Annotated in this window: 22 protein-coding genes; 9 read left to right on the top strand and 13 right to left on the bottom strand. The window is 66.5% G+C overall.

Annotated elements, in window-relative coordinates; genetic code table 11:
- Positions 1–183: 183 nt before the first annotated feature.
- Positions 184–1587 (top strand): hypothetical protein, encoded by a 1404-nt coding sequence (locus tag AC1DBD_RS04320; protein WP_476981497.1) that lies wholly within the window; start codon positions 184–186, stop codon positions 1585–1587.
- A gap of 96 nt (positions 1588–1683) precedes the next feature.
- On the opposite strand, the gene ftsY is transcribed toward AC1DBD_RS04320, so the two are convergent.
- From ftsY to coaD, 7 genes are all read right to left on the bottom strand, one after another.
- Positions 1684–2892: a signal recognition particle-docking protein FtsY gene (gene ftsY / locus AC1DBD_RS04315; RefSeq protein ID WP_441417500.1), complete on the bottom strand. Its 1209-nt coding sequence runs from the start codon at positions 2890–2892 to the stop codon at positions 1684–1686.
- A gap of 80 nt (positions 2893–2972) precedes the next feature.
- Positions 2973–6569, bottom strand: a complete 3597-nt coding sequence (gene smc, locus AC1DBD_RS04310; protein WP_476981496.1) for a chromosome segregation protein SMC — start codon at positions 6567–6569, stop codon at positions 2973–2975.
- A gap of 98 nt (positions 6570–6667) precedes the next feature.
- Complete coding sequence (mutM, locus tag AC1DBD_RS04305; RefSeq protein ID WP_476908669.1) at positions 6668–7654, bottom strand: bifunctional DNA-formamidopyrimidine glycosylase/DNA-(apurinic or apyrimidinic site) lyase; 987 nt, start codon at positions 7652–7654, stop codon at positions 6668–6670.
- Positions 7655–7663: 9 nt separating this feature from the next.
- The gene (gene rnc, locus AC1DBD_RS04300; protein WP_476981495.1) at positions 7664–8437 is read right to left on the bottom strand and encodes a ribonuclease III; all 774 of its coding nucleotides are present in this window, start codon (positions 8435–8437) and stop codon (positions 7664–7666) included.
- Positions 8438–8458: 21 nt separating this feature from the next.
- Positions 8459–8662, bottom strand: coding sequence for a 50S ribosomal protein L32 (rpmF, locus tag AC1DBD_RS04295; protein WP_056738282.1), 204 nt, complete (start codon positions 8660–8662; stop codon positions 8459–8461).
- 36 nt (positions 8663–8698) lie between these two features.
- Positions 8699–9223: a YceD family protein gene (locus AC1DBD_RS04290; protein WP_146337283.1), complete on the bottom strand. Its 525-nt coding sequence runs from the start codon at positions 9221–9223 to the stop codon at positions 8699–8701.
- A gap of 175 nt (positions 9224–9398) precedes the next feature.
- Positions 9399–9899 (bottom strand): pantetheine-phosphate adenylyltransferase, encoded by a 501-nt coding sequence (gene coaD, locus AC1DBD_RS04285; RefSeq protein ID WP_441417496.1) that lies wholly within the window; start codon positions 9897–9899, stop codon positions 9399–9401.
- A 48-nt stretch (positions 9900–9947) separates the two neighbouring features.
- Here coaD and AC1DBD_RS04280 point away from each other — a divergent pair, with 48 nt between their 5' ends.
- The 3 genes from AC1DBD_RS04280 to AC1DBD_RS04270 are packed head-to-tail and all read left to right on the top strand — an operon-like array spanning position 9948 to position 12864.
- Positions 9948–10874 (top strand): SDR family NAD(P)-dependent oxidoreductase, encoded by a 927-nt coding sequence (locus AC1DBD_RS04280; RefSeq protein WP_476908668.1) that lies wholly within the window; start codon positions 9948–9950, stop codon positions 10872–10874.
- Complete coding sequence (locus AC1DBD_RS04275) at positions 10871–12079, top strand: aminotransferase class I/II-fold pyridoxal phosphate-dependent enzyme (RefSeq protein WP_476981494.1); 1209 nt, start codon at positions 10871–10873, stop codon at positions 12077–12079. The genes AC1DBD_RS04280 and AC1DBD_RS04275 overlap by 4 nt, the downstream gene beginning before the upstream one ends.
- On the top strand, positions 12076–12864 hold the full coding sequence (locus tag AC1DBD_RS04270) for a spermidine synthase (RefSeq protein WP_476892335.1): 789 nt from the start codon (positions 12076–12078) through the stop codon (positions 12862–12864). Before AC1DBD_RS04275 ends, AC1DBD_RS04270 begins: the two co-directional genes overlap by 4 nt.
- Positions 12865–12892: 28 nt before the next feature.
- Here AC1DBD_RS04270 and AC1DBD_RS04265 read toward each other — a convergent pair whose 3' ends face one another.
- Positions 12893–13384 (bottom strand): MarR family winged helix-turn-helix transcriptional regulator, encoded by a 492-nt coding sequence (locus AC1DBD_RS04265; RefSeq protein ID WP_476908665.1) that lies wholly within the window; start codon positions 13382–13384, stop codon positions 12893–12895.
- A gap of 214 nt (positions 13385–13598) precedes the next feature.
- Here AC1DBD_RS04265 and AC1DBD_RS04260 point away from each other — a divergent pair, with 214 nt between their 5' ends.
- Positions 13599–14576 carry an ABC transporter substrate-binding protein gene (locus AC1DBD_RS04260; protein ID WP_441417491.1) on the top strand — a complete coding sequence of 326 codons (978 nt, stop codon included), beginning with the start codon at positions 13599–13601 and terminating at the stop codon, positions 14574–14576.
- A 64-nt stretch (positions 14577–14640) separates the two neighbouring features.
- On the opposite strand, the gene rsmD is transcribed toward AC1DBD_RS04260, so the two are convergent.
- From rsmD to thiL, 4 genes are read right to left on the bottom strand one after another with little or no spacing between them, the layout of a single operon-like run.
- Entirely contained in the window at positions 14641–15246 is a 606-nt protein-coding gene (rsmD, locus tag AC1DBD_RS04255) for a 16S rRNA (guanine(966)-N(2))-methyltransferase RsmD (RefSeq protein WP_476916857.1), read from the bottom strand.
- 21 nt (positions 15247–15267) lie between these two features.
- Positions 15268–17502 (bottom strand): ATP-dependent DNA helicase RecG, encoded by a 2235-nt coding sequence (locus tag AC1DBD_RS04250; RefSeq protein WP_476981493.1) that lies wholly within the window; start codon positions 17500–17502, stop codon positions 15268–15270.
- Positions 17492–18571 carry a DAK2 domain-containing protein gene (locus AC1DBD_RS04245; protein WP_476981647.1) on the bottom strand — a complete coding sequence of 360 codons (1080 nt, stop codon included), beginning with the start codon at positions 18569–18571 and terminating at the stop codon, positions 17492–17494. The genes AC1DBD_RS04250 and AC1DBD_RS04245 overlap by 11 nt, the downstream gene beginning before the upstream one ends.
- A gap of 22 nt (positions 18572–18593) precedes the next feature.
- The gene (gene thiL / locus AC1DBD_RS04240) at positions 18594–19640 is read right to left on the bottom strand and encodes a thiamine-phosphate kinase (protein ID WP_476916859.1); all 1047 of its coding nucleotides are present in this window, start codon (positions 19638–19640) and stop codon (positions 18594–18596) included.
- A gap of 116 nt (positions 19641–19756) precedes the next feature.
- Between thiL and AC1DBD_RS04235 the strand changes: the two genes are divergently transcribed.
- The 3 genes from AC1DBD_RS04235 (at position 19757) to wecB (ending at position 22094) form a co-directional block, all read left to right on the top strand.
- On the top strand, positions 19757–20338 hold the full coding sequence (locus AC1DBD_RS04235; protein ID WP_476916860.1) for a YdcF family protein: 582 nt from the start codon (positions 19757–19759) through the stop codon (positions 20336–20338).
- Between the two features lie 65 nt (positions 20339–20403).
- Entirely contained in the window at positions 20404–20688 is a 285-nt protein-coding gene (locus AC1DBD_RS04230) for a hypothetical protein (RefSeq protein WP_476981492.1), read from the top strand.
- A 257-nt stretch (positions 20689–20945) separates the two neighbouring features.
- Entirely contained in the window at positions 20946–22094 is a 1149-nt protein-coding gene (wecB, locus tag AC1DBD_RS04225) for a non-hydrolyzing UDP-N-acetylglucosamine 2-epimerase (RefSeq protein WP_476916862.1), read from the top strand.
- A gap of 51 nt (positions 22095–22145) precedes the next feature.
- Here the strand turns inward: wecB and AC1DBD_RS04220 are convergent, their stop codons facing one another.
- Positions 22146–23177: a hypothetical protein gene (locus AC1DBD_RS04220; RefSeq protein WP_476916863.1), complete on the bottom strand. Its 1032-nt coding sequence runs from the start codon at positions 23175–23177 to the stop codon at positions 22146–22148.
- Positions 23178–23404: 227 nt separating this feature from the next.
- On the opposite strand from AC1DBD_RS04220, the gene AC1DBD_RS04215 reads away from it, so the two are divergent.
- A complete protein-coding gene (locus AC1DBD_RS04215) occupies positions 23405–24415 on the top strand; it encodes a glycosyltransferase (protein ID WP_476981491.1) in 1011 nt (336 codons plus the stop codon).
- The last annotated feature ends 573 nt before the right edge of the window (positions 24416–24988 follow it).

Below are 24988 nucleotides of genomic sequence, written 5' to 3'. Positions count from 1 at the left end.
GTCGCGCTCGTTGCCGGCATGCCCACCGTGTCGTCGAACCCCAGTGCGACATCGGAACCCAATGCGACGTCGGAAAAGGCCGAACCCACGCCCCGGGACAGCCCTAGGCAGCCTGCCCAGAAGGACAAGAGCGCAGACGCCACCTTCTATAAGCAGATCCCGCCCCCGCCGGGCTCCCCCTTGATGAAAGTGGCTCCGCTGACGCTGGCGGTAACGGACGTGCCGGTCGGAACGAGCCTGAACAAGGGCACCGTCGGAATTTCCCTGGAAGCGACCGACCTCGCGGATCCCGCTTTGGGCGCGGAGAATGCCTCGATGGTGAAGCTCCTCAAAGGCTCGGACGGCACCGTCCTGCGGTTTGGGGGTAACTCCGTTGACCGTCGATTCTTCTGGACGTCCTCAGGCGAAGCACTGCCAAAGAACTACAAAGGAGACAAAGCCCACCCGGCCAAGGTAGTCACGCCGGCCGACCTGCAGCGGGTGGCGGCTCTCCTGAATGCGACCAATGCCAGGATCAGCCTCACGGTGGACCTGGGACACTACAACCCCCGGCGGGCAGCGGACATGATCAAGAACGCGTCCCGGATCTTCGGCCCGCGGCTGCTGAGCTTTACCGTCGGGAACGAACCGAACGGGTTTGCCGCCACGAAACTGCGGCCGGCCAGCTACGGCGTCGAGGAGTACGTCGCTCAGCTCAAAGCCTATGCAAAAGCCATACATGCGGTCGCCCCCGGCGTCACCATTTCAGGGCCCGGCGTCTACGACCAGAAATGGTGGAAGCCCTTTGTCGACGCCAAGCTGCCGCAGAAGAAAGTCCTGTCTTTCCACAACTACCGGCTCTCCAGCTGCAAGGACACGAAGTCTCCGGACTTCCCCACAATCTCCAACCTTCTGGGACGGCTCAACCGCCAGCGCGCCGCAACTTACCAGGAGAGTGCCCTTAAGGTGGCCAAAGCCGCCCGAGTAGAGACCTGGCTCGCGGAGACCGGCATGTCAGCCTGCCCAGGGTCCAACCAGACCACCAAGACGCATGCGGCGGCGCTGTGGGCCGCGGACTACGCGCTCAATGCCGCCCGCCTGGGCGTCACCCGGCTGGGCTTCCACAGTTCCCTGTCGACCTGCAAGGGTGGGCCTCCCATGTCCGTATTGTGCAGCGGCGGGCCCTACCTCAAGCCCAACGGCCAGATGGTCCCTCGAGCGAACTACTTCGGGATGGCGATGGTCGCTGACCTGGCGCCAGGGAAGTTCCTGCAACTCGAGAGCAAGGGCGGAGGCTTGACCAACAGTTATGCACTGCGCAACGCGGACGGAAGCACCACTGTGGTCATCGTCAACGAAAACGACCCCGCGAAGTACGGCCAGACCGAAGTTTCGCTGAAGCTGCCCGGCCGTGCCCGACGCGGAACCATGACACAGCTCAGCGGGCCCCGCTTGAACGCGCAGGACAGCACGGTGATCGACGGGGCCAAGGATTCGCCGGTCCCGGCCGCCAAGCGTCTGACGGTGCCGGGCTTCGCCTACGGCTCGGCTACGCAGAAGTTAAAGCTGACGGCCGGCACCGTCACGGTGCTGAACTTCAGCTACTGACCGGACGCTACGGATTAACCCAAACTAGCTCGCACGAGTTGTCGTTTTGAGCGCTGAAAACGACAACAAGTGCGAGCTAGTTGGACTGCTGAGTTGCTAGTTCAGCAGCGCGTCCACGAAGCTTTCGGCGTCGAAGGGCGCCAGGTCGTCCGCGCCCTCGCCGAGGCCGATCAGTTTGACCGGCACCCCGAGCGACTTCTGGATCGCGACGACGATGCCGCCCTTGGCGGTGCCGTCCAGCTTGGTCAGCACGATGCCGGTGATGTTCACGACCTCGGCGAAGACGCGGGCCTGGTTCAGTCCGTTCTGGCCGGTGGTCGCGTCCAGGACCAGGAGCACCTCGTCCACCTCGGCGAGCTTTTCGATCACGCGCTTGACCTTGCCGAGCTCGTCCATCAGGCCGACCTTGTTCTGCAGCCGGCCCGCGGTGTCGATCATGACGACGTCGACTTCCTGGTCGATGCCGGCTTTGACCGCCTCGTAGGCGACGGACGCCGGGTCCGCGCCGTCGATGTCGGACTTGACCGTGGGGACGCCGACGCGCTGGCCCCAGGTGGCGAGCTGCTCAGCCGCGGCGGCACGGAAGGTGTCGGCGGCACCAAGCAGCACGTCCTTGTCCTCGGCAACAAGCACGCGGGCGAGCTTGCCGACCGTGGTGGTCTTACCCACGCCGTTGACGCCGACCACCATCATCACGGCGGGCTTATCCGCGTGCCGCTCGACGTTCAGGCTGCGGTCCATCGTGGGGTCCACGAGCTTGATGAGTTCCTCGCGCAGCAGGGCCTTGACCTGCTCGGGCGAACGGGTACCGAGCACCTTGACACGTTCGCGGAGGGCGTCCACGAGCTGCATCGTCGGTTCCGTACCGAGGTCCGCCAGCAGCAGGGTCTCCTCGACCTCGTCCCAGACGTTTTCGTCGATTTTGTCCGCGGAGAGCAGGGCGAGCAGGCCCTTGCCGAGGATGTTGTTGGACTTGACCAGGCGTTCGCGCAGTCGGGTCAGGCGGCCTGCCACCGGCAGCGGGGTCTCGACCGGAACGGTCTCGAGGCCCGCGACGTTGTCCGGCACCTCGACGGTTTCGAGGCCTTCGAGGTCGACGGCGTCCGGCGCCGTGGCCCCGCGGGGCGGAGCGGGACGGTCCTCCAGCAGCGTGCCGCCGCCGGTACCCTGCACGGGGTCGTTCGCGTCGCGCTGCGACGGGTAGTTGGTGATGTTCTTCCGGGTCTTCATGAGCACCGGAATCAGCGCACCGAGGACCACCAGGGCAACGAGGATGGGCAGGATGATGGGGAGGATGTCGTTCACTCCCCTAGCTTCTCACAAACCCCAAACGCCCCGGTTGCAGCCCCGGCTCCGTCCGGAGCAGGCCTTCAGGCGCCCGGACCTCAGACCTCGGCCCCCAGCCGCTGGCTGATCACGGTGGAGACGCCGTCGCCGCGCATCGTGACGCCGTAGAGTGCGTCCGCGACCTCCATGGTGCGTTTCTGGTGCGTGATGACAATCAGCTGGCTGGACTCGCGCAGTTCCTCGAAGATGGTGATCAGGCGGCCCAGGTTGGTGTCGTCCAGGGCGGCCTCCACCTCGTCCATGACGTAGAACGGCGAGGGCCGGGCCTTGAAGATCGCCACCAGCAGGGCCACCGCCGTCAGCGACCGTTCACCGCCGGACAGCAGGGAAAGCCGCTTGATCTTCTTGCCGGCGGGGCGCGCCTCCACCTCGATGCCGGTGGTGAGCATGTCCGAGGGGTCGGTCAGCACCAGCCGGCCTTCGCCGCCCGGGAATAGCCGGGCGAAGACGCGGACGAACTGCGCCGCGGTGTCCTCGAAGGCCTCGGCGAAGACCTTCTGCACGCGTTCGTCGACTTCCTTGATGATGTCCAGCAGGTCCTTGCGGCTGGACTTGAGGTCCTCCAGCTGCGTGCTCAGGAACTGGTGGCGCTCCTCGAGGGCCGCGAACTCCTCCAGCGCGAGCGGGTTGACCCGGCCCAGGGCGGAGAGGTCGCGTTCGGCCTTGCGGAGCCGCTTTTCCTGCTCCTCGCGGACGAAGGGTTTGCCGTCGACGATCTCGTGTCCGTCCTCGTCCACGGGGGCGCGGAGGGCCGCCCACTTGTCCGCCGACTCGCCGGCCGGCAGCGGTACGGGCTGGTCGGGGCCGAAGTCGGCGACCAGCTGGTCCGCGGTCAGTCCGAGTTCCTCGACGCTGCGCAGCTCAAGGGCTTCGATCCGCAGGCGCTGCTGCGCGCGGGCCAGTTCGTCCCGGTGCACAGAGTCGGTCAGCTCAGCCAGTTCACGGGCGAGGGCGTCGTTGCCGGCGCGGACCGCGGACAGTTCACGCTCCATATGCTCGCGGCGCTCCTCGGCGCGGTCGCGTTCGCGGCGGGCCAGTTCCACCGACACGTCGATGAAGCCGATCACTCGCCCGACGGCTGCGGCCACGGCTGCGGCGCGGCCGGCCTGGAGCCGGCGGCGGCGGGCCCGTTCGGCGGCCTCCTCGCGGGCGCGGCGTTCGGTGGCGGCGGCCCGTTCCAGCGACGCGGCCCGGTTGCGGAGGGCGGTCAGTTGCTCCTCCGCGCTGCGCAGCGTGAGGCGGGCCTCCATTTCAGCCGCGCGGGCCGCGGACGCCGCGAGGGCGAGGGCATCGCGGTGTTCCGGCGAGGGCTCGTCGTCGGTGGGTGCCTCCTGGGCCGCGGCCAGCCGGGCGGCGACAGCTTCCAGCGACTCCTGCTCCGCCTGGATGTTCGCCTCCGCCCGGGCCAGCGACGCGGCGAGGCGTTCGCTTTCCCCGACGGCGCTGCGCAGCACCGAGTTCAGGTGGCCCAGCCGTTCGGCCACGGCGGCCAGCCGGGCGTCCGAGTCGTGCAGCTTTTCAAGGGCGGCGTCGGCGCGGTCCTGGGCGGCGGCGCGGCGGGATTCGGCGGCGGCCAGGGCGAAGCGGTTGCGTTCCAGCCCGGCCGCCACGCCGGCGAGCCGGGCGGCGGCGTCGTCGACGGCGGCCTGGACTTCCAGCAGCGACGGCGCCGTGGCGGAGCCGCCGCTGACGCTCAGTGCAGTGAACACGTCCCCGGTGCGGGTCACCGCAGTCAGTTCCGGCCGGGCGGCTATGAGCCGGGCCGCGGCGTCGAGGTCCTCGACGACAGCGGTGCCTTCGAGCAACTGCCCCAGCGGCAGGCCGGTGCCGCCGTTCTTGTCGCCGGCCGGGCTGACGAGTCCTGCGGCCCAGCGGGCCTCCGCGGGCAATTCTCCCTCCGGGGCTTTCGCGGCTGTCCCGGATCCGTCGGCGAGCAGCAGTGCGGCGCGGCCGGCGTCGTCGTCCTTCAGCAGCTGCACGGCCGCGGCGGCCGCGGCGGCGTCGCGGACAACGACGGCGTCGGAGCAGCTGCCCAGCGCGGCGGCGATGGCGGCCTCGTAGCCGGTCTCCACGCTCAGCATGCCCGCGAGCGGACCCAGCACGCCGGGCAGCCCCGCGGCAACCACATGTTCGGAGCCGTCCTTGCGGTTCAGGCCAAGCTGCAGGGCGTCCCGGCGGGCCACGAGGGCGTCGCGTTCCCGCTCGCCTTCGCGTTCGGCGCCCTTGAGGGCGTCGATTTCGGCTACGACGGCGTCGAGGGCATCGCTTGCGGCTTCATATTCGGCGTCGAGGGTTTCCTCGCCGTCCTCGACGCCGGCCACCTGGGATTCGAGGGCGGTGAACTCGCTTTGGGCGAGGCGGCGCCGTTCCTCACCGGACTTCTGCGATTCCCTCAGCCGGCCGAGTTCGGCCTGGGCGGATTCGACCCGGGACCTCGCGGCACCCACCTGGCCGGCGAGCCGGGCAAGGCCCTCGCGGCGGTCGGCGGCGGCCCGGAGCAGGGTGGCGAGGCGTTTGTCCTCCGCCGCGGCTGCGCTTTCGGCGTCCTGCTTGGCGGCGGTGGCGGCGTCGAGGGCGGTTCGCTGCTCGACAATCTGCTCTTCCAGCCCGGCCTGTTCCGCGCGGACCCGGGCTGCCTGCTTGTCGAGTTGCTCGGGGTCGCGGCCGGTGTCCGGGGCCGCATCGGAGGTCCCGAGCAAGCGGCGGCGTTCCTCGGCGAGCGATCCGAGGGAGCGCAGCCGTTCGCGTCCGGAGGAGAGCTGGTACCAGTTGTCCCGGGCGGCGTTGAGCTTTGGCGTGGCCTCTGCGGCGAGCTGCTCCAAGCCGGCCTGGCGCTGGCGGCCGCTTTCGAGTTCCCGTTCGACGACGCCGCGGCGGGCCTTCAGCGCGCTCTCATCCGCGACGTCCTGGGCCAGCACCGACTGCAGCTGGACCAGGTCGTCGGCCAGGAGCCGGGAGCGGGCATCGCGGACCTCGAACTGGACGGTCTGGGCGCGGCGGGCCACCTCGGCCTGCTTGCCCAGCGGGGTGAGCTGGCGCCGGATTTCCCCGGTGAGGTCGCTGAGCCGGGCGAGGTTGGCCTGCATGGCTTCGAGTTTGCGGACCGTCTTTTCCTTGCGGCGGCGGTGCTTGAGGATGCCGGCGGCCTCCTCGATGAAGCCGCGGCGGTCCTCCGGGGTGGCGTGCAGGACCTTGTCCAGCTGCCCCTGCCCGACGATGACGTGCATCTCACGGCCCAGGCCGGAGTCGGATAGCAGTTCCTGGATGTCCAGCAGCCGGCAGCTTGCGCCGTTGATGGCATATTCCGAGCCGCCGGTGCGGAACAGCGTGCGGGAGATCGTGACTTCGCTGTAGTCGATCGGCAGCGCGCCGTCGCTGTTGTCGATGGTCAGCGAGACGTGGGCGCGGCCCAGCGGCGGCCGGCCGGAGGTTCCGGCGAAAATGACGTCTTCCATCTTGCCGCCGCGGAGCGTCTTGGCCCCTTGTTCGCCCATCACCCAGGACAGTGCGTCGACCACGTTGGACTTGCCCGAGCCGTTGGGTCCGACCACGGCGGTGACGCCGGGTTCGAATTCGAACGTCGTCGCGGAGGCGAACGACTTGAATCCGCGGACGGTCAGGCTTTTGAGATGCAAGGTGTTTCGGGTCTCCTGTATGGCGGACGCGGGGGTGTTTCCTGCCCTAAATCTACTGGCACCACAACGAATTCAGCGGATTTACGCTGCCTTCAGGGTTACCAGCGTCCGTTCCGCGGCCGCGGCTGGCAGACCGGGCAGGTGTAGGAGGAGCGGTTCATGAACTGTTCGCGCTTCATCAGGCTCACGATGCCCGCCTCCGCGCAGCGCCGGCATTCCTGGCCCTCGCGGCCGTACGCGTTCAGGGACCGCTCGAAGTAGCCGGAGGCGCCGTTGACGTTGACGTAGAGCGAATCGAAGCTGGTTCCGCCGGCGGCGAGGGCGTCCGTCATGACCTGCCGGGCCGCGTCGAGCACCCGCAGCGCCTCGGACCGGCGGAGGGTATCTGTGGGCCGGGCGTAGTGCAGTTTGGCCAGCCAGAGCGCCTCGTCCGCGTAGATGTTGCCGATCCCGGAAACCAGCGCCTGGTCCAGGAGCGCCCGCTTGAGGCCGGTCTTGCGTGCCCGGATCCGCCGGTAGAAGACGTCGAAGGAAAAGTGCGGGTCCAGCGGGTCCCGGGCAATGTGCGAGGCTTCCTCGGCGATCAGCGGCAATGGCGTCTCCGCGAGGCCGCCGGGACCGCCGTCGGGCGTGGGGATCAGGGCGGTGAGGAACAGCCCGCCGAAGATGCGCTGGTCCACGAAGCGCAGCTGTTCGGGCATGCCTGCTGCGGGACTGAGCCTCAGCCGGATCTTCAGGTGCTTCTCGTCCGCGACGGCGGCGTCCTGCATCAGGAGCTGCCCGGACATGCCCAGGTGGGCCATCAGCGCGACGGCGGGGGCAGGCCCTGCAGCCGCGCCTTCGCTGCCCGGGGCCGCACTGCCGGCACCCGCGGGGGTGTCCGCCAGCGGCAGCCACAGGAACTTTCCGCGACGGACGACGTCGAGTACCCGGGCACCTTCAAGGTTTCCGGCAAAGTCCTCGACGCCAAGCGCGTGCCGGCGGATGGAGCGCGGATCCAGCACCTCCACGGAAGTGATGGTCCGGCCGCGCACCCAGTTCACCAGGCCGCGCCGGACCACCTCGACCTCGGGCAGTTCAGGCAAGGGTGGCGCCTAGCTGCCGGTCTGGGTCTTGAACGGCGCGGCGTCGGCCGGTGCCTCGGCCGGCGCGTCCGAGGCCTCGGCCTGAGCGGCGTCCGCGGTCCGGGCGGGCGCGGAGAGCCGGCGCCAGGCGTCAGCGGCTGCTTCCTGTTCGGCTTCCTTCTTGGAATTTCCCGAGCCGGTGCCGTAGTCGTTGCCACCGATCCGCAGCACGGCGTCGAAGGACCGCGCATGGTCCGGGCCGGAGCCCTCCACGGCATAGTTGATCGTGCCGAGCTGCCGGCTGGCCGCGAGCTCCTGGATGCTGGTCTTCCAGTCCGTGCCGGCGCCCAGCGCGGCAGCGTCCTGGAGCAGCGGGCCGACCAGCCGCATGACGAGCTGGCGCGCGGTCTCCAGGTCGTTGGACAGGTAGGTGGCGCCGATCAGCGCCTCCATGGTGTCCGCCAGGATGGAGGCCTTGTTCTTGCCCTCGGTGAGCTTCTCGCCCTGGCCGAGGTAGATGTACTCCCCCAGCCCGATGCTGCGGCCGATGCCGGCCAGCGCCCGGGTGCTGACGACGGCGGAACGGCGCTTGGCCAGGTCACCTTCGGGCAGCTCGGGGTTGTCGCGGTACAGCGCATCTGTGACGGAGAAGCCCAGGATGGAGTCGCCGAGGAACTCAAGCCGTTCGTTGGTGGGGATCCCGCCGTTTTCGTAGGCGTAGGAACGGTGTGTCAGAGCAAGACGAAGCGTCCCGGCGTCAATAGAGACACCGAGACGCTTCAGAAGCTCTTCAGTTGAAGACATCTTAGTCAGCCTGTTGGCGGATTAGACGTCTGCGACCTTGCGGCCCTTGTACTCAAGGAACAGCGCGGTGCCAGCCGAGTCGGTAACGACCTTTGCCTGGTGCGGCAGGCTGTAAACAACCTGTCCGTTTTCCACGGTCTTCACCAGGTGGGGGGCAGTTGCCTTCCACTGGGAGCGGCGGGCGCGGGTATTCGAGCGAGACATTTTCCGCTTCGGGACAGCCACGGCTAACTCATTTCTCTCTAGTCCAACACTTACAAATCAGTTTTGCCGGTCAGGCTTAGCCAGATCAGCTAGGGCAGCCCAGCGAGGATCTACGACCTCGTGGTGGTGCCCCGGCTCGTCTTCCAGGCGAACTCCGCATTCGGAGCAAAGGCCCTGGCAGTCTTCCCGGCACACCGGCTGGAACGGCAGCATAGTGACAACTGCGTCCCGCAACACCGGCTCAAGATCGATCAGATCGTGCTCGACTCGACGTTGCTCTTGTTCGTCTTCTTCGTCCGGGAATTCAGCATCCCCGTAGAAGAAAAGTTCTTGCACATTGACCTCAAGGTCATACGCAAGGGGATCCAGGCATCGACCGCATTCGCCGGTTACTTCGACGTTTGCGGTGCCCGATACCAGAATTCCTTCGTGTACGGCCTCCAAGCGCAGATCCAACTCGACGTCCGAGCCTTCCTGCACACCAATGAGCGCCACACCAAGGTCACTTGGTGCGGGTACATGTTCCGTCAGTGTCCGCATGCTTCCCGGACTGCGTCCGAGGTCCTTGACGTCGAACGCCAGGGGCGAACTAGCATCTCGCTTAATGAGAACTCCTGTTGAACATATGACCGACGTACCATCTTAGCCTGATCTTCCGGACGGACTCAAACCGGGCGGCAGCGCGCGGAACAGCTCCGCACACGAGGCCCGGTCAGGGCCGCGCAACCGGCAGCAGGCCGCCGAGTACCGATCAAGCTTACCCTCTGCGGGGCGGATCCTGGACCGGCTCGCCGGACCTCAGCCGTTTCAGCACGGACTTCGGCACGAAGTCCGCGACGTCGCCGCCGAGGGTGAAGACTTCCTTGATCAGCGTGGAGGACAGGTGCAGGTAGTGGCCCTCGGCCGGAATGAACACGGTCTCCACGCCGGTCAGCTGCCGGTTCATGGTGGCCATCGGCAGCTCGTAGTCGAAGTCCGAGGAGGAGCGCAGGCCCTTCACGATCGCATTGGCTCCCCGCTGCCGGCAGTACTCGGCGAGCAGCCCCTCCCCCACGGGTTCCACCACGATCCCGCGCAGCGAGGCCAGGGTTTCCCGGGCCATGTCGAGCCGCTCCTCGAGCCCGAAACGGTATTTCTTGGCGTAGTTGGTGGATACGGCCACGATGACCTCGTCGAAGAGGCTGGCCGCCCGGGCTATGACTTCCAGGTGGCCGTTGTGAATAGGGTCAAAGGAGCCAGGGCATACGGCGCGTCTCATGCTCCGAACCTACCGCATGGGCCTTGCGGGCCGGGATAGCATGGCGGAATGTCAGCATCTAAGAGTTCCACCGCCGAGCCCACGCCTGAACCGTTCACCGTTGCCGGCGGGGTCGTCCTCGTGACCGGAGCCGCCATGGGCATGGGGCGGCTCTACGCCCTTCGCGCCGCCCGGGAGGGGGCCGGCGTCGTCATTCTCTGGGACGTCGACGCCGACGGACTGGCCAGCACCGCCGCCGAGGTCACGGCGCTTGGCGCGCGCGCCGTCGTCCGCCGGGTTGACCTGGCCAGCCGGGAGGCGATCGCGGAGGCCGCCGCGGAGACGCAGTCCGAAGGCCCGCTGACGCTGTTGGTCAACAACGCCGGGATCGTGCGAGGCGCCCTGTTCTGGGACCACGAACCGGCCCGCGACATCGCCCTGACCATGGACATCAATGCCCTCGCCCCGATGTATGTCACCCACGCCTTCCTCCCGGCCATGATGGCCGACGCCGGCCGGCCGCGCCGGATCCTGAATATCGCCTCCGCCGCGGGCACCGTGTCCAACCCGCGGATGAGCGTCTATGCCGCCTCCAAGTGGGCGGTCATCGGCTGGAGCGACTCGCTGCGGCTGGAGCTCGAACAGCAGGGCTACGGCCACCTCAAGGTGACCACGTTCTGCCCCAGCTACATCTCCACCGGCATGTTCGCCGGCGCCCGGGGCCCGCTCTTCACCCCGCTGATGACCCCGGACGACGCCGTCAACCGCGCCTGGCGCGCCACCGTGGCCGGCCAGCCGCAGCTGATCGCCCCGGCGACGGCGCAGCTCGGCAAGGTGCTGCGCGGGGTGCTGCCGGTCCGGGCCTGGGACTTCGTCGGCGGGAAGATCTTCGGCATTTACACCACCATGGACAAGTTCACCGGCCGCACGGCCAGTGCCTCCAACGGCGCCGGCGACGGTGCCGGTGAAAACCCCAGCCAGGCGGGAACCCGGTGAGCGCGCAGCCGCTGGCCCCCTGGCAGCGTGCGGCGACAGGCGCCAACCTGCTCTCCCCCGGAGGGGACCTGGGCGTCACCATCTTCGAGGAAATGACCACGCTGGCGCTCAGGACCGGTGCCATCAACCTCGGCCAGGGTTTCCCGGATGAGGACGGCCCGGCGGAGATCAAGGACGCGGCCCAGGCCGCGATCGCCGCGGGTGCCAACCAGTACGCCCCCGGCAAGGGCATCCTTGAGCTGCGCGAGGCCATCTCCCTGCACCAAGAACGGTTCTATGGGCTGACCCCGGATCCGCAGACGGAAATCATCGTCACCACCGGCGCCACGGAAGCCATCGCCGCAGCCCTCCTTGCCCTGGTCGGGCCCGGCGACGAGGTCCTCACCTTTGAACCGTTCTATGACTCCTACGGCGCCATCATCGGGCTCTCCGGCGCCACGCACGTCACCGCCCCGCTGCTGGCTCCCGATTTCATGCCCGACCTCGATGCCCTGGCCGCGGCCTTCAGCGACCGCACCAAGGTGGTGCTGGTCAACAACCCGCACAACCCCACCGGCGCGGTCTTCCCGCGCGAAGTGCTGGAACGGGTCGTCGAGCTCGCCATCAAGCACGACGCCGTCATCATCACCGACGAGGTCTACGAGCACCTCACCTTCGACGTCGCGCACCTGCCGATCGCCACGCTGCCCGGCGCGGCCGACCGCACCCTGACCATTTCGTCCGCCGGAAAGACGTTCTCCTTCACCGGCTGGAAGATCGGCTGGCTCAGCGGCCCGGAAAACCTTGTTGCCGCGGCCCGGACGGTCAAGCAGTTCCTGAGCTACAGTTCCGGCACCCCGTTCCAGAGCGCCATTGCGGTGGGGCTGGGCCTGCCGGATGAGTTCTACGCCGGCATCGCCGACACCCTGCGGCTCAAGCGGGACATTCTCAGCGAAGGTCTGCGTGCGGCGGGGCTGGAGGTCTTCACCCCGCAGGGCACCTATTTCGTGAACGTGGACACCGCCCCGCTGGGGATCTCCGATTCGGTGGACCTCGCCCGCCGACTGCCGGAACTGGTGGGCGTTGCCGCCATCCCGGTCCCGGTCTTCTGCCACGCCGAGGGAGCCGAGCGGACCCGGAGCCTGCTCCGCTTCGCGTTCTGCAAGAAGACCTATGTGCTGGAGGAAGCGGCCGAGCGGCTCTCCACGCTCCGGGACAGGCTGTGAGCACAGAGGGCAGCCCTGCGGCCACGCGGTTCCTGCGGACCACCAGCCAGCACGCTGTGATCGAGGCAGACGAATTCACCGAGGGCGGGTTCGTGCTGAGCATCGGCGGGGCCGAACAGTCCCACGTCAACCTGGCCGACCCCGGCGACATTTTCTACGAGTACCTGCGCCGGATCGGCCACGTGGTGGACCTCGCGGCGCCGTGGGGCGAACCCATCACCGCCCTCCATCTGGGCGCCGGGGCGCTGACGCTGGCGCGCTATATCCAGGCGACCCGTCCGGGTTCCGTGCAGTACGCCGTGGAGCTGGAGCGGGAATTGCTGGACTTCGTGCTGCAGCAGCTGCCGATGCCCGACGGGACCGAACTGCACACCGTCATCGGCGACGCCCGCGAATCCCTGGCGACGCTGCCCGCGGAACTGCGCTTCGACGTCGTGATCCTGGACATCTTCTCCGGCCCGGAGGCACCCGAACACATCGCCTGCACCGGGTTCTACCGGGAAGCGGCCGCCAGGCTGACCCCGCGGGGCGTACTGATCGTCAATGTCGGCGACGAGCCGGGCCTGACACTGGTCCGCAGCCAAGTCGCGGCGCTGCGCCGGGCGATGGCCGATGTGTCCGCGTTCGCAGAGACCGGCATGTTCGCCGGCCGGCACCCTGGGAATATCATCCTGACCGGCACCCAGGGACCGTGGCCCGAGGTCTGGACCGCGGCGCTGACGGCCCGCGGCCCGCACCCGGCCAAGGTGCTCTCCGGCGTCGAGCTGGACGTCCTCTCGGACTAGTCCACGGCCCGGGGCAGCGGTACGGAACTCAGCTGAACGCGATCTTCCGCAGCAGGACCCGAAGCTGATCCCGTTCCGGACCGTCGAGCGATGCCAGGGACGCATCTTCAGCCACCCGGACGGCCGCCGCCGCACGTTGATGCAGCTCCGCGCCGGCTGCCGTCGCGCGGATGACCTTGGACCGCCGGTCGCGTGGGTCGGGCGCGCGGAACACGAGCCCACGCTGTTCCAGGGCGTCAACCAGGGAGACAATCTGGCTCGGGTCCAAGCGCAGGAAATCGGCGAGCTCGCGCTGCGACGGCTCGGTGTCGCTGCAGGCCATCGCCAGGACCGAGTAGGACCGCACCTTCAGATCCAGCGAGGCGAGCATGGCATTTGCGTGCGCGCTGCCCAGGGCTCGCGCCCGCGCTGCCAGGAATTCAATTTCGTCCACCAGATCGCTGGCGAGAAAGCGGTCGGGGACGGCCGGAATCGCGGCGCCTTCAAACAAATCCTCGCCGTGCTGGGTTGATTCGGCCACAGATCCTCGCAGCTTCTGGTTGGCGCCTCGGAACGCTTGACAGCGTCAACGATACCGCCGCCGGCCCTCACCCTGGAAAATAGTTGAGGAAATTATCATTGACTTTGTCAATTATATGGGTTGTCATTTATGTAGCTTTGGGGCCGGCCGCCGGGTGGTCTGCCCGGCAAGTGTCCCGACCGCCTAATAACTCACCCCAAGGAAGTGGACTGTTATGAAGAGACTCACATTTGCCGCCGTCGGAGTTGCCGCGGCGTTGCTGCTCACCGGTTGCGGCGCCGGGTCGCCGTCCGGGTCGGCCTCGAACTCCTCGGCCGCCGGTGGCGATGGTGTCCGCAACATCAGTGTGGGTGTGATCTCGATTGCGCCGTCTGCCGCTGTGCAGCTGGGCATCGACGAGGGGATCTTTGCCAAGCACAAGCTCAAGGTCGAGTTGCAGAGCGGGCAGGGCGGGGCGGCAATGCTCCCCGCCGTCTCCACCGGAACCATGAACTTCTCCGTGGGAAACCCGCTGTCCGTGCTCCTGGCCAAGAACAAGGGCCTGGACATGAAGATCGTCTCCGGGTACTCAAACTCGCTCCCCACCGGGGATGACATCAATGGCGTCGTCGCCAAGGCGGGCTCGGGCATCACCTCGGCCAAGGACCTGGTCGGCAAGAAGGTCGCAGTCAACACCCTCAATGCGCAGGGAGACCTGACCATCAAGGAGGTCGTGTCCAAGCAGGGCGGCGACCCGAACGCGGTCCAGTTCCTCGAACTGCCCTTCCAGGACATGGGTGCCCAGCTCGCCAAGGGGAACGCCGACGCCGTCTGGGTTCCCGAACCGTTCCTCTCCAAGCTGCTGGCGGAAGGCAACAAGCTGGTGACGTACAACAACCAGGCGGCACTGCCGGGTCTTCCCACCATGGTCACCTTCACCAGCGGCGGCTATGCCCAGCAGAATCCGCAGGTGGTTGCCGACTTCAAGGCGGCCATGACGGAGACCCTGGCCCTGGCGCAGAGCAACCCGGACAAGGTCCGGGCACTACTGCCTGCGTTCATGAAGATGCCGGAGGCCGTGGCCAAGAAGCTGCGGCTGGAGGAATTCAACGGCAAGCTCGATGAACCCACCCTCGGCAAACTGGGCGAGCTGATGGCCAAGTACGGAATTGTGCCCTCGACGCCGGATGTCTCGGGCACGATCCTGAAATAGCGGCACTCGCCACACCGGACGAGGACGACGGCGGAAGGTTCCGCCGTCGCCCTCGTCCGCGGGGCTACTCCCTCGCGTCCGCGGCCCCCGCCTCCGCAGGCTCCACGCCGGGCTCGGCGAACCAGAGCCGGGTTTCGCCGTACTTCTTCTCCGCGAACCGCTCCAGGCCGTCCGGCCAGGTCGGTTCCGGGGTGCGGGCGGAGCGTTCCACCACGACGACGGCGCCCTCGGCCAGGTGCGGCAGCAGCTTGGCCAGGACGGCGGCCAGTGCGACCTCGTCCAGCGGGTAGGGCGGGTCCAGGAACACCAGGTCCCAGCGGGTCCCCTCGGCGGCCCGGTCCAGGAACGATTCCACTTTGGAGCGGTGCACGGCAACGACCTTGCGCCGCGCCACGGTGTTGACCAGGTCCGCGTTGCGCTGGCAGACCTCGCTGGCCTTGCCGTCGAATTCCACCAGGTCCACGGTGAGGGCGCCGCGGCTGGCGCTTTCCACGCCGAGTGAACCGGAACCCGCGTAGAGGTCCAGCACCCGCGCGTCCGCGATGACCTCGAAGGCGTCCAGCCGGGAGAAGAGGGCCTCCTTCACCCGGTCCGTGGTGGGGCGGGTCAGGGATCCGGGGACGCTCACCAGCGGCGTGCCGCCGGCGGCTCCGGCGATGATCCGGCTCATGGTTTAGCCGTGCCTGATGTTCTAGCCGCGTTCAAGGAACGCCTCCTTTTCAGGGTTGAGGTAGTCGTCAATGGCCGCGGCGAGGCCGGCGTGGCGGGCCAGGTCCGGGTCAGCGCCCACGATCGCCTGGGCGTCCTGCCGGGCCCGGGCGATCACGTCCTCGTGTTCCAGCACCCGCAGCAGCTTCAACGTCGAGCGGCCGCCGGACTGGGAGGCGCCCAGGATGTCGCCTTCGCGGCGGAGCTTCAGGTCCTCCTGCGAGAGTTCGAAGCCGTCGGTGGTCGCCGCCACGGCATCCAGCCGGCGCCGGCTGGGATGCCCCGGTTCCAGGGTGGTGACCAGCAGGCAGGTTCCCGGCAGCCCGCCGCGGCCCACCCGGCCGCGCAGCTGGTGCAGCTGCGAAATGCCGAACCGGTCGGCATCCAGGATCACCATGAGCGTGGCGTTGTGCACGTCCACGCCAACTTCGATCACCGTGGTGGAGACCAGCAGCTTGGTCTGGTTGGCCGTGAACGAGGCCATGGTCTCCGACTTCAGCACGGGGTCCTGCCGGCCGTGCAGGGGCGCCACGGGCACGCCGGCCAGTGACTGTTCGTCCCGCAGCTGTTCGATGACGCCGGTCACCGAGGCGAGCTCCCGGGCGCCGGTCTCCGCCAGGTCGGCGTCGGTGGGTTCGGCCTCGCCCGGGGTGAAGTCGCCGTCGTCGTCGGTGCCGATCTTGGGGCAGACGACGTAGACCTGGTGGCCGGCGTCGATCTCTTCGCGCGCGCGGGACCAGATCCGGGTGGCCCAGGCCGGGTGCTCGGCAAGGCCCACCACGTGGGTGGAGATCGGGGCGCGGCCTGCCGGCAGTTCGTCCAGCACCGAGGTCTCCAGGTCGCCGAACACCGTCATCGCCACGGTGCGCGGGATGGGGGTGGCGGTCATGACCAGCAGGTGGGGCGGCTTGCTGGCCTTGGACCGGAGCGCGTCGCGCTGTTCGACGCCGAAGCGGTGCTGTTCGTCCACCACGATCAGTCCGAGGTCGTAGAAGGAGACGTTCTCACTGAGCAGGGCGTGGGTGCCGATCACGATCCCGGCGGTCCCGGAAGCGGCGTCCAGCATGGCTTGTTTCCGGGCTGCGGTGGGCATGGAGCCGGTCAGCAGGGTGACCTGGACGGAATCCGGACCCAGGCCGCCCAGCAGCCCGTCCCGGGAGAGCGGTCCGAGGGTGCGCCGGATGGAGTCGAAGTGCTGCGCCGCGAGCACCTCGGTGGGGGCCAGCAGCGCGGCCTGCCCCCCGGCGTCGACCACCTGCAGCATGGCGCGCAGGGCCACGATCGTCTTGCCCGAGCCCACCTCGCCCTGCAGCAGCCGGTTCATCGGCGAGTCCAGGGCCAGCTCCTCGGAGAGGGTCTTGCCGACGGCGGCCTGGCCGGCAGTCAGGGTGAAGGGCAGTTGCCGGTCGAACGCCGCCAGCAGGCCGTCGGCGGCGGGACGGCGCGCCGTTGCCTCCTCCGCTGCGAGCTGGGCGCGGCGCCGGGCCAGTGCAGACTGCAACACCAGCGCTTCCTGGTAGCGGAAACGGTCCCGGGCACGCTGCCAGTCCGCGGGGGTCTGCGGGGCATGGATCAGCCGGTAGGCGTCCGCGACGGGCAGGAACTTCTCCCGGGACGCGATCTCGTCGGGAAGCGGGTCCTCCAGGCTGTCCAGCTCGAGCGTGTCCAGCAGTGTGGAGATGACCTTCTGAATGGACCAGCTGGTCAGCTTGGCGGTGGCCGGGTACACGGGGATGGGCATCGCGGCGAGCTTTTCCGGGTCCATCCCGGGCGTGTCCGGATCCTCGTCGAGGAGCAGGAAGTCGGGGTTGGTCAGGCCGAGCGATCCGCCGTAGCGGGTGACCTTGCCGGAGAACATGGCGCGCCGGCCCGGCTGGAGCTCGGCCTTGGCCCGGAAGCCGTTGAAGAAGCTCACCTTGAGGGTGCCGGGAAGGCCGGTAGCCGGGGAACCGGCGTCGTCGGTAATCACGACGTCGGTCAGCGAACCCCGGCGGGCGCGCATGGACCGGGTGCTGTTGGAGATAACCCGCGCAATCAGGGTCACCTCCTCGTCCAGCGGGACCTCGCTGATCGGGGTCAGCTCGCCGCGGCTCAGGTAGCGGCGCGGGAAGTAGTTCAGCAGGCCGCCGACGGTGGTGATGCCGAGGTGCTTTTCGATGCCGGCCGCGGACCGTTTACCGATCCGGCGTTCGAGGCCCAGTTCAAGTTCAGCGTTCATGTCCGTCGAGGTCCGTGGTGCGGGGGCCTGCGTCGGGAACTGCTTCCAAGGGAAGGTCATCCGGGTTACGCGGCAGGGCCAGCTCACTGACGTTGATGTCCGAGGGTTCGCCGAGCGAGCGGATCAGGGCGACGGCGGGCGCGGGGTCGGGCACGTGGACGTGGACCCGCCACCGGTAGGCGCCTTCTTCGTTGGCTTCGCCGCCCACCTGGCTCATGATCACGGACTCGCCCATCTCGTCGAGCCGCTGCCGCATGGTGGCCGCGTCCAGCGGCGAGAGCGTGATGGTGCACATAACTTCCACGCCGTCGTCCCGCGGCATGTCCACGTGGATGTGCGGGGCCTGGACGTCATAGCCGTGCAGCCCGTCGAGCAGCTGGTCCTGCAGCTCCTCGCCGAGCACGGCGGAGCGAAGGCAGTCCAGGATCAGGAGCATCCCGACACCGCCGGCGTCCACCACGTGGGCGGTATGCAGGGCCTCGAGCTGGTCCTCGGTGTGCACCACGGCGGCCAGGGCGGCCTCGACGGCGGCGTCGAGCGCCAGGCCCAGGGTGTGGTTGCTGTCGTCTCCGTCGTGCTCGGCGTCGACGGCGGCAGCGGCGCGGGCTGCCGCTTCCATGACGGAGAGCATGGTGCCGGGCACCGGGTCGCTCAGCGCGGACCAGGCCCGGATCTGGGCCCGGTTCAGGGCGGTGGCGAGCAGGGGTGAACTGAGCCGGGGGTGCCCGGCCAGCGGTTCCGCGGCGGCGCACAGGAAGACGGCGAAGAGCGTGCCGGAGTTGCCGCGCGCCTGCTCCATGGCGGCCTGGCCGGCTTTGGCCAGGACGGCCCCGACGTCGTTCTGGGCCGGGTTGGGCGGGCCCACCACGTGCAGCGCCGCGTCTGCGTCCAGCTGCGGCAGGGCGGCGGTGTCGGTGGCGACATTCTGTAGCGCCCGGGCGGCGGCGCGGACCGTGAGGTAGAGGTTGGTGCCGGTGTCGCCGTCGGCTACCGGAAAGATGTTGATGGCGTTCAGGCGGTCGCTGTGGTTTCCAAGCGTTGTTTCCGCCTTGCCCAACCACCGCTTCATCGCTTGCGCGTTGGCGGCAATCTTAGTCTGCAAAGTGATCCCATCCCACAGTGTCAGCGGGCCTGCCCGCTATGGTGACGCCTGTGCTGTCCGTTGGTGCAGAGGCCTCTACCGAGCCTATCGCAGTGAAACCGTGAGGCAGCTGAACGCCGGCCGGGAAGGCTGCGAGCAGGCCGTGGTCCTCGCCACCGCCAAGGACCCAGTCCATCGGCTCCGCGCCCAGCAGGGAGGCGGCCGGCTGCAGCGGCACGCCGAGCTCCTTGAGGGCCACTGGGTCCAAGTCCAGCACGGCGTGGCTGGCCGCGGCCATCCGCGCGCCGTCCCGGACCAGGCCGTCGGAAATATCCATCAGGGCGGTGGCGCCGGCTTCCCGGGCCAGCGGCCCTGCCGCGAGCGGCGGCCGGGGGCGGCACTGGGTGTCCATCAGGATGCGCTGTTCCGAGTTCAGGGCGTCCACGGGGGTACCGGATTCCAGCAGCGCCAGGCCGGCCGCAGCGTATCCGGCGGTGCCTGCGAGCGCCAGGGTGTCCCCTGGACGGGCGCCGGAGCGCAGTACCGGGGCCTGGCCGTCCAGCGTGCCGAGGATGGCTACGCTGACGGCGAGTTCGCGTCCGCGGCCGAGGTCCCCGCCCGCCACGGCGCAGTCCGGTGCGCCCAGCTCGCGAATCCCGGAGCTCATCCCGTCGGCGAAGTCCTCCACCCAGGACACAAGGGTGTCCGGGGGCATGGTCAGGCTGACCACCATCGAGGTGGCCCGGGCGCCCATGGCGTTGATGTCGCTGAGGTTCTGGGCCGCGGCCTTCCAGCCGACGTCATAGCCGGTGGTCCGGTAGCCGTTGTTCCATTCCAACCGGAAATCCTGGTCCACCACCTGCGTGTCGATGCTCACCACCGTGCGGCCGTCCGGCGCCGCCACGATCGCGGCGTCGTCGCCCGGCCCCAGCAGGAGGGCACTGCTGTCCCCGCCGTGGAGCCGCGGAAAGATCCGGGCAAGGAGTTCGGACTCGGAGAGTTCACCCACGGTCAGGGACTCCGGTTTTTGGGGCACGGGCTGCAGCGTTTCAGGCACAGCCCTACGCTACCGCGCAAGGGTGACAACGGCGGCGGGACGGCTGAAACCCGCGGGCCACGCGGCGGTCGCGTGCCTGTTTCGTGGTTGCAAAGCCCCATGCCAAACTCATAGGCATGCCTCGACCGATGCCCAGCGTGCCGCCCGCTCTGGTGCAGGCCCTTGGCTTCACTATTGGGGCGGTCATTCTGTGGCTGATCATCTCGGTCCAGCTCTTCGTCAATGTTGATCCGCTCAGTGTCCACCGCACCGACGCCGTCATCGTCCTCGGCGGAGCCAGTGCAGAGCGGCTGCCGGCGGCACAGAAGTTCCAGCGGGACGTCGGCATCCCCGTGCTGGTGCTTTCCCACACGGACACCCCCGGCAACAAAGCGGCCGACGAGCTGTGCAACACGGCACAATTCCCCAATCCGGACCTCATCTGTTTCCGCCCCGGCGACTACGACACGCGCGGCGAGGCTGAGGCCATCGGCAAGCTCGTGTCCCTCAACAGCTGGAAGTCCATCACGGTGGTGACATCCAGCTACCACCTCGCCAGGGCGGGCCGCCTGATGGAGCAGTGCACGACGGCGGACGTGCAGATGGTTGCCTCGCATCCGGACTTCTCGCCCGGACAGTGGTTGCGGCGCTTTGTTATCGAAACCGGCGGACTGCTGGATGTGTCGCTCCGGCCGGAATGCTCCCCCGCCGCTCAGTGATGTAAGAATTGGGGGATGCCCTATGGACGCCGTCCGTCGGAGCCTGACAGACGGAGCGAGGAAAATTGACGTTGGAGCGTGACGCCGAGCAGACTCCGCCGCTGGTTGCCGCGCCCAGGCACCTCCGCCGCCGGCGCTTTCGCGAGGACGTACCCGACCCGCTGCTGGTTCCGGATGCGGTGCCGTTCGCTCTGACGCGAGCGGCGCCTTCGACGTCCGAGCGCACCGCCAAGGGGCCCAGTTCTCGCGAATCCGTTCACGGCCGTAAGCGCATGGTCGCATTGCTGGTCGTTATTACGGTCTCTTTGAGCATCCCTCTTCTGGTTGTCGTGCTTATTTTCGCGAGCTGACGCCAGCGTCTCGGCGCCAGCTACCCACGCTTCTCGAATCGAGACAGCACCTGCTTTGAATGGGCCACCGCCCCTAATCACACGACCGTAGATTGGACTATCCGCCGAGCAGGCGGCTAGTCACGGTACCTTGGTCCTTTGGTGTGATGGCCGTGGAAGCGGACCCCTAAGTCGATTCACTCGTACGGCTGCTTGTCCCGTAGTATTCACTGGTCCGCGGTCTATATATCCTTGGGGGAACCACTGTGCCCACTATCATGCCAATCTTCGGCACCCGCCCTGAAGCCATCAAAATGGCCCCTATCGTTTTAGCCTTGCAGCAATCAGAGCGCCTCGACTGTGTGGTCACGGTAACCGGTCAGCACCGGGAAATGCTGGATCAAGTCAACGACCTCTTCGGGATCGCCCCCGATCATGATCTAAATATCCTCCAGCAGCGCCAATCGCTCTCTGCCATCATGACCCGGACCGTCGACGGTCTCGACAAGCTTTTCGCCGCCGACAAGCCCGACGCGGTCATTGTGCAGGGGGACACGACCACGTCCACTGCCGGCGCAATTGCTGCCTTTTACCACGGAATTCCCGTCGTGCACGTTGAAGCTGGACTTCGCAGTGGCGACCTCTTCTCTCCGTTCCCGGAGGAAGCCAACCGTAAGATGACAAGTCAGATCGCCAGCCTTCACCTCGCCCCGACGAGCGTGAGCAAGTCCAACCTTATTGCCGAGGGTATCGATGCAGCGGACATAGTTATTACCGGCAACTCCGTCATAGATGCCCTCCTCACGACAGTGGGCAAGAAGGTCCCATTCACGGATCCGCAGCTCGAAGAACTGGCCGACAGCGGCAAAACTATCCTCCTCGTCACTACGCACAGGCGTGAGAACCAAGGCGGCGCAATGCAGGGGGTGGGGCGGGCCCTAGCCCGAATTGCCGAGGCCGAACCGAACCTTGTGATTGTCCTGCCCGCCCACAAGAATCCGGTGGTACGCGAGGCGGTGCTCCCAGCACTCGAAGGCAAAGCGAATGTCATAGTGACCGAACCCCTTGCCTACGGTGAATTCACTCGCTTGCTTTCTCTCGCCCACATTGTTCTGACGGATTCCGGCGGAGTGCAGGAAGAAGCTCCCAGCCTGGGCAAACCTGTCCTCGTTATGCGGGACAACACCGAACGCCCCGAGGCCGTCGATGCGGGTACCGTAACTCTCATCGGCACCGATGAAGGACGAATTGTTCGCGAGGTCGACAGACTGCTCCACGACCAAGAGCACTACGACTCCATGGCCAATGCTGTAAATCCATACGGGGACGGCATGGCCGCAGAACGAACGGTCGCTGCGATCGAAGCCATGCTCGGACTCGGACACCGCATTCCCGAGTTTGAACCGCGGGAGCTCGCAGCAACGTAATGGAGCACCAGGGCTTAGCGGGTTGCCTCCTGGTTCTGGCCCTGAGCTTCCCTAACTTCGTTTTCCCCGAAGCACGCCCGATACTCGCCTCAGTATCGAACCCACGCGAGCTCGTGGCAAGGTCCGTGGGCGGGACGACGCCTCACCGGCCGAAGTTTGGGGTCGAAGACCGGTCTTTGCTTGCGTGATCCGATCGTCGACGTGCTGGAGGTTCGGCGAGGTATGAAAACCTAAGGCTTTCAATTTCGTCCAATCACCGAAGCTATTCACTGCGGTGACGATAAGGGCCTGAAGGAACTCTTTGTCGGGGGCGACGTGCCCTTGACCCCAATCGCCTATATACAGCATTAGGCGGGAATGGTTCGAAACGTCGCGAACGAACCTCTTCAAATGCCGCCCTATATGCGAGCTATCGCTAGCATTCTGCACATATGCGACCGTATTGGGAAATTCTTTTTTGTACTCGCGGGTCAGGTCGGTAACAATTCTGTAATTCGACAGCGTGCGCGGGTCCGAGCCTGGCTTCGCACCAAGCCCGAACTCCAGGTAGTCTTTTACAGATTTCTCGCCATAGAATCGGATATTCGTTTGAGGATTGATGGCAATAGCGAGCGATCCCGGAAAGTGGCGGGAAAAATACATGGCCGCGAACCCGCCACCGGAAGCGCCGAAAAAGATGGCGTGTTTGCTACCGTGGACGGCGAGAAGCTTGCGGACGACGTCCGTCAGAACCGCCTGAACGTCCATCTTGTGGTTGCCGGCAAACCAGGACAAATTCAACCTGTCGTCAACGTAAAGTGTGGGGTCCTGAATCCAGACACGGTTCGCCGGCGCGCCCTTCGTTACCGTTTGCCCGCTGAAGAAAGGCAGCGTGTCTACCGCTTCAGTGACAGCTGGGTGGAACACGAATATGGTTGAAGCTGCCCCCGGGGCAGGCCGGTTCAAGATGTCAACCGGAAGGCCATTCACTTCAAAGGTAAGACATCCGCCGGGAAGCTCTTCCGCACCCACGAAGTCGGCCAGACTCTCGAATGAAGTTACGGAGTACTTCGACTCATCAAGGCGCCGTAGCCTTCCGCTCACCAGCTCTTCCTTCCACCGCGAAATCTGACCCAACGAGCCTACATCAACGCAGACGGGGTGGTCGCGCCAGCATTAGTGAAAGGCGCAGCTGTATCCAGATAAGCGTCAGCCAGCTGGTGGCTGCAGGGTAAGGAAGGCAGCAACGCCGCGACGGTGCCCGCACGCTGCGCCTGGGATCGTATAGAGTTCGTTGCGGTTACAAGAGCTAGCAGGAAAGAGAATCCGAGATGCACGACATTGGCACTTCCGCTTCTCGACCCGCGACGGAGGGGCCCGCGGACGCGCATGTCGCAGCAGAGTGCACAGGAGACCCGGAACCGGGCTTGTTCCCAAGACCGACCATCCCCGTTATTTTCTATACAAGGATGGGCATAGGGGTTTTCGATCCGCGCTGGTGGGATTACCGACTCCGGTTGTTTGCCGCCACGACACTCCCCTCGGTGGGACGGTTTTGCAGGCCAGGCACAGAGTGGATCATCTTCATAGACAAAGACATGGACTCCGAGACCCTGAAGATTCTTAGGGCACTCGTCACCTCGGTCGGCCTGGAACACCTTGTGACATTCGCGCCGGTTCAGTTCCACTTCGACGCATTCGCCGAGCTGGAAGCTTTTGCGTCTGCTCGGGCCGCGGAGGGACAGAAAGTTGGCCTCATCAGAATCGATGACGATGACGCCCTGGCATCTGACTTCCTTGACCGTTGTCTTTCGTTAGTGGCCCGAGTGGACTACAATGCGTCACTGGTTACGTTGCCGGGGGGCTGGGAAGTTTCTTTGGCGGACAGAAAAATGCGTCCGATTAGTCATGAGTTCATGTCCATGAATACTTTTTTCTATGGCCCGGCTTCTTTGGTTCAGTCTTATGCGCAGGTAGGGCACCACAGATTGGCTGAGTGGGCACAGAAAAATGCGTTGAATGTCATTGTAGATAATGAGCCAAGCCGCTCGTATATGTACATGCGGCACAAGCAGTCTGACACAAGTTTCGGTGCACGACGGACAGCGATTCTCGAGGATGAAGGCTGCAGGTTCATGACGCAGGCTTCCTACTCAACTTTCGGGATTGACCAGGAAAACCTCGGTCAATGGAGAGAGCACGCCAAGAATGCGCCGTCTACAGGCTCCAACAAGACCTGGGAAATTTCAGCGTCGATTGTGGATGAAGCAGCCAAGCTAAGGAAGGAACTCCTCAGCATGAAACTTCAACTTCGTCAGCTGACGACAGACGTATTCCAGTAGGACAGGCCGGCCATGGGCCAGGTCTGAGGGAGAAGGAAGCCGCGGGGTTCAGGGATGCCAGGAAACGGATCCGGGTACTGGAGCGCGAGAATGAGAGGCTTCGCCGGGCAGCGGCGTTCTTCGCCCGGGAGCTGTTCCCAGAATGCAGTTTCCGCTGGTCCTTGGTCTTGCCACGGACGGGATTTCCGTCGCAGCGGCCTCGCGGGTGCTGTGGTGCTATAAAGAGTCGTTCTACGCATGGAAGGCCGTCGCCGACCGAGCGTGACCGGTCCGATGCGCCACCTTATCAAAGCGGCGTTTTTCAGGTAGGCGGTCTCGGCCCGCAGCTCTTGAACTTCGCGCTCGAACTCGGCTTGGACGTGTTGATCACCTCGCGGCCCAACTCGTCCTTGAATTCGCGGGTAGATCGCCTGCGTGATGCGGTCATGCCGATCTCTGCTTTCGGTAGACCCCCATTTCAAGAGGCCCCACTGCCCGAGTTCTCTGCGGCAGCCCATACCTCCACGTAGGAGTCCAGTGCTTGTGTAAGTTCCGTGCGACGGCCGCCCGATGATCGACGTCGTCAAGGAGGTC

The sequence above is a fragment of the Arthrobacter sp. 10T419 genome, assembly GCF_056394105.1.
Note: the sequence above shows the minus strand (reverse complement) of the source record. Positions and strands in the feature narration are given on the sequence as shown.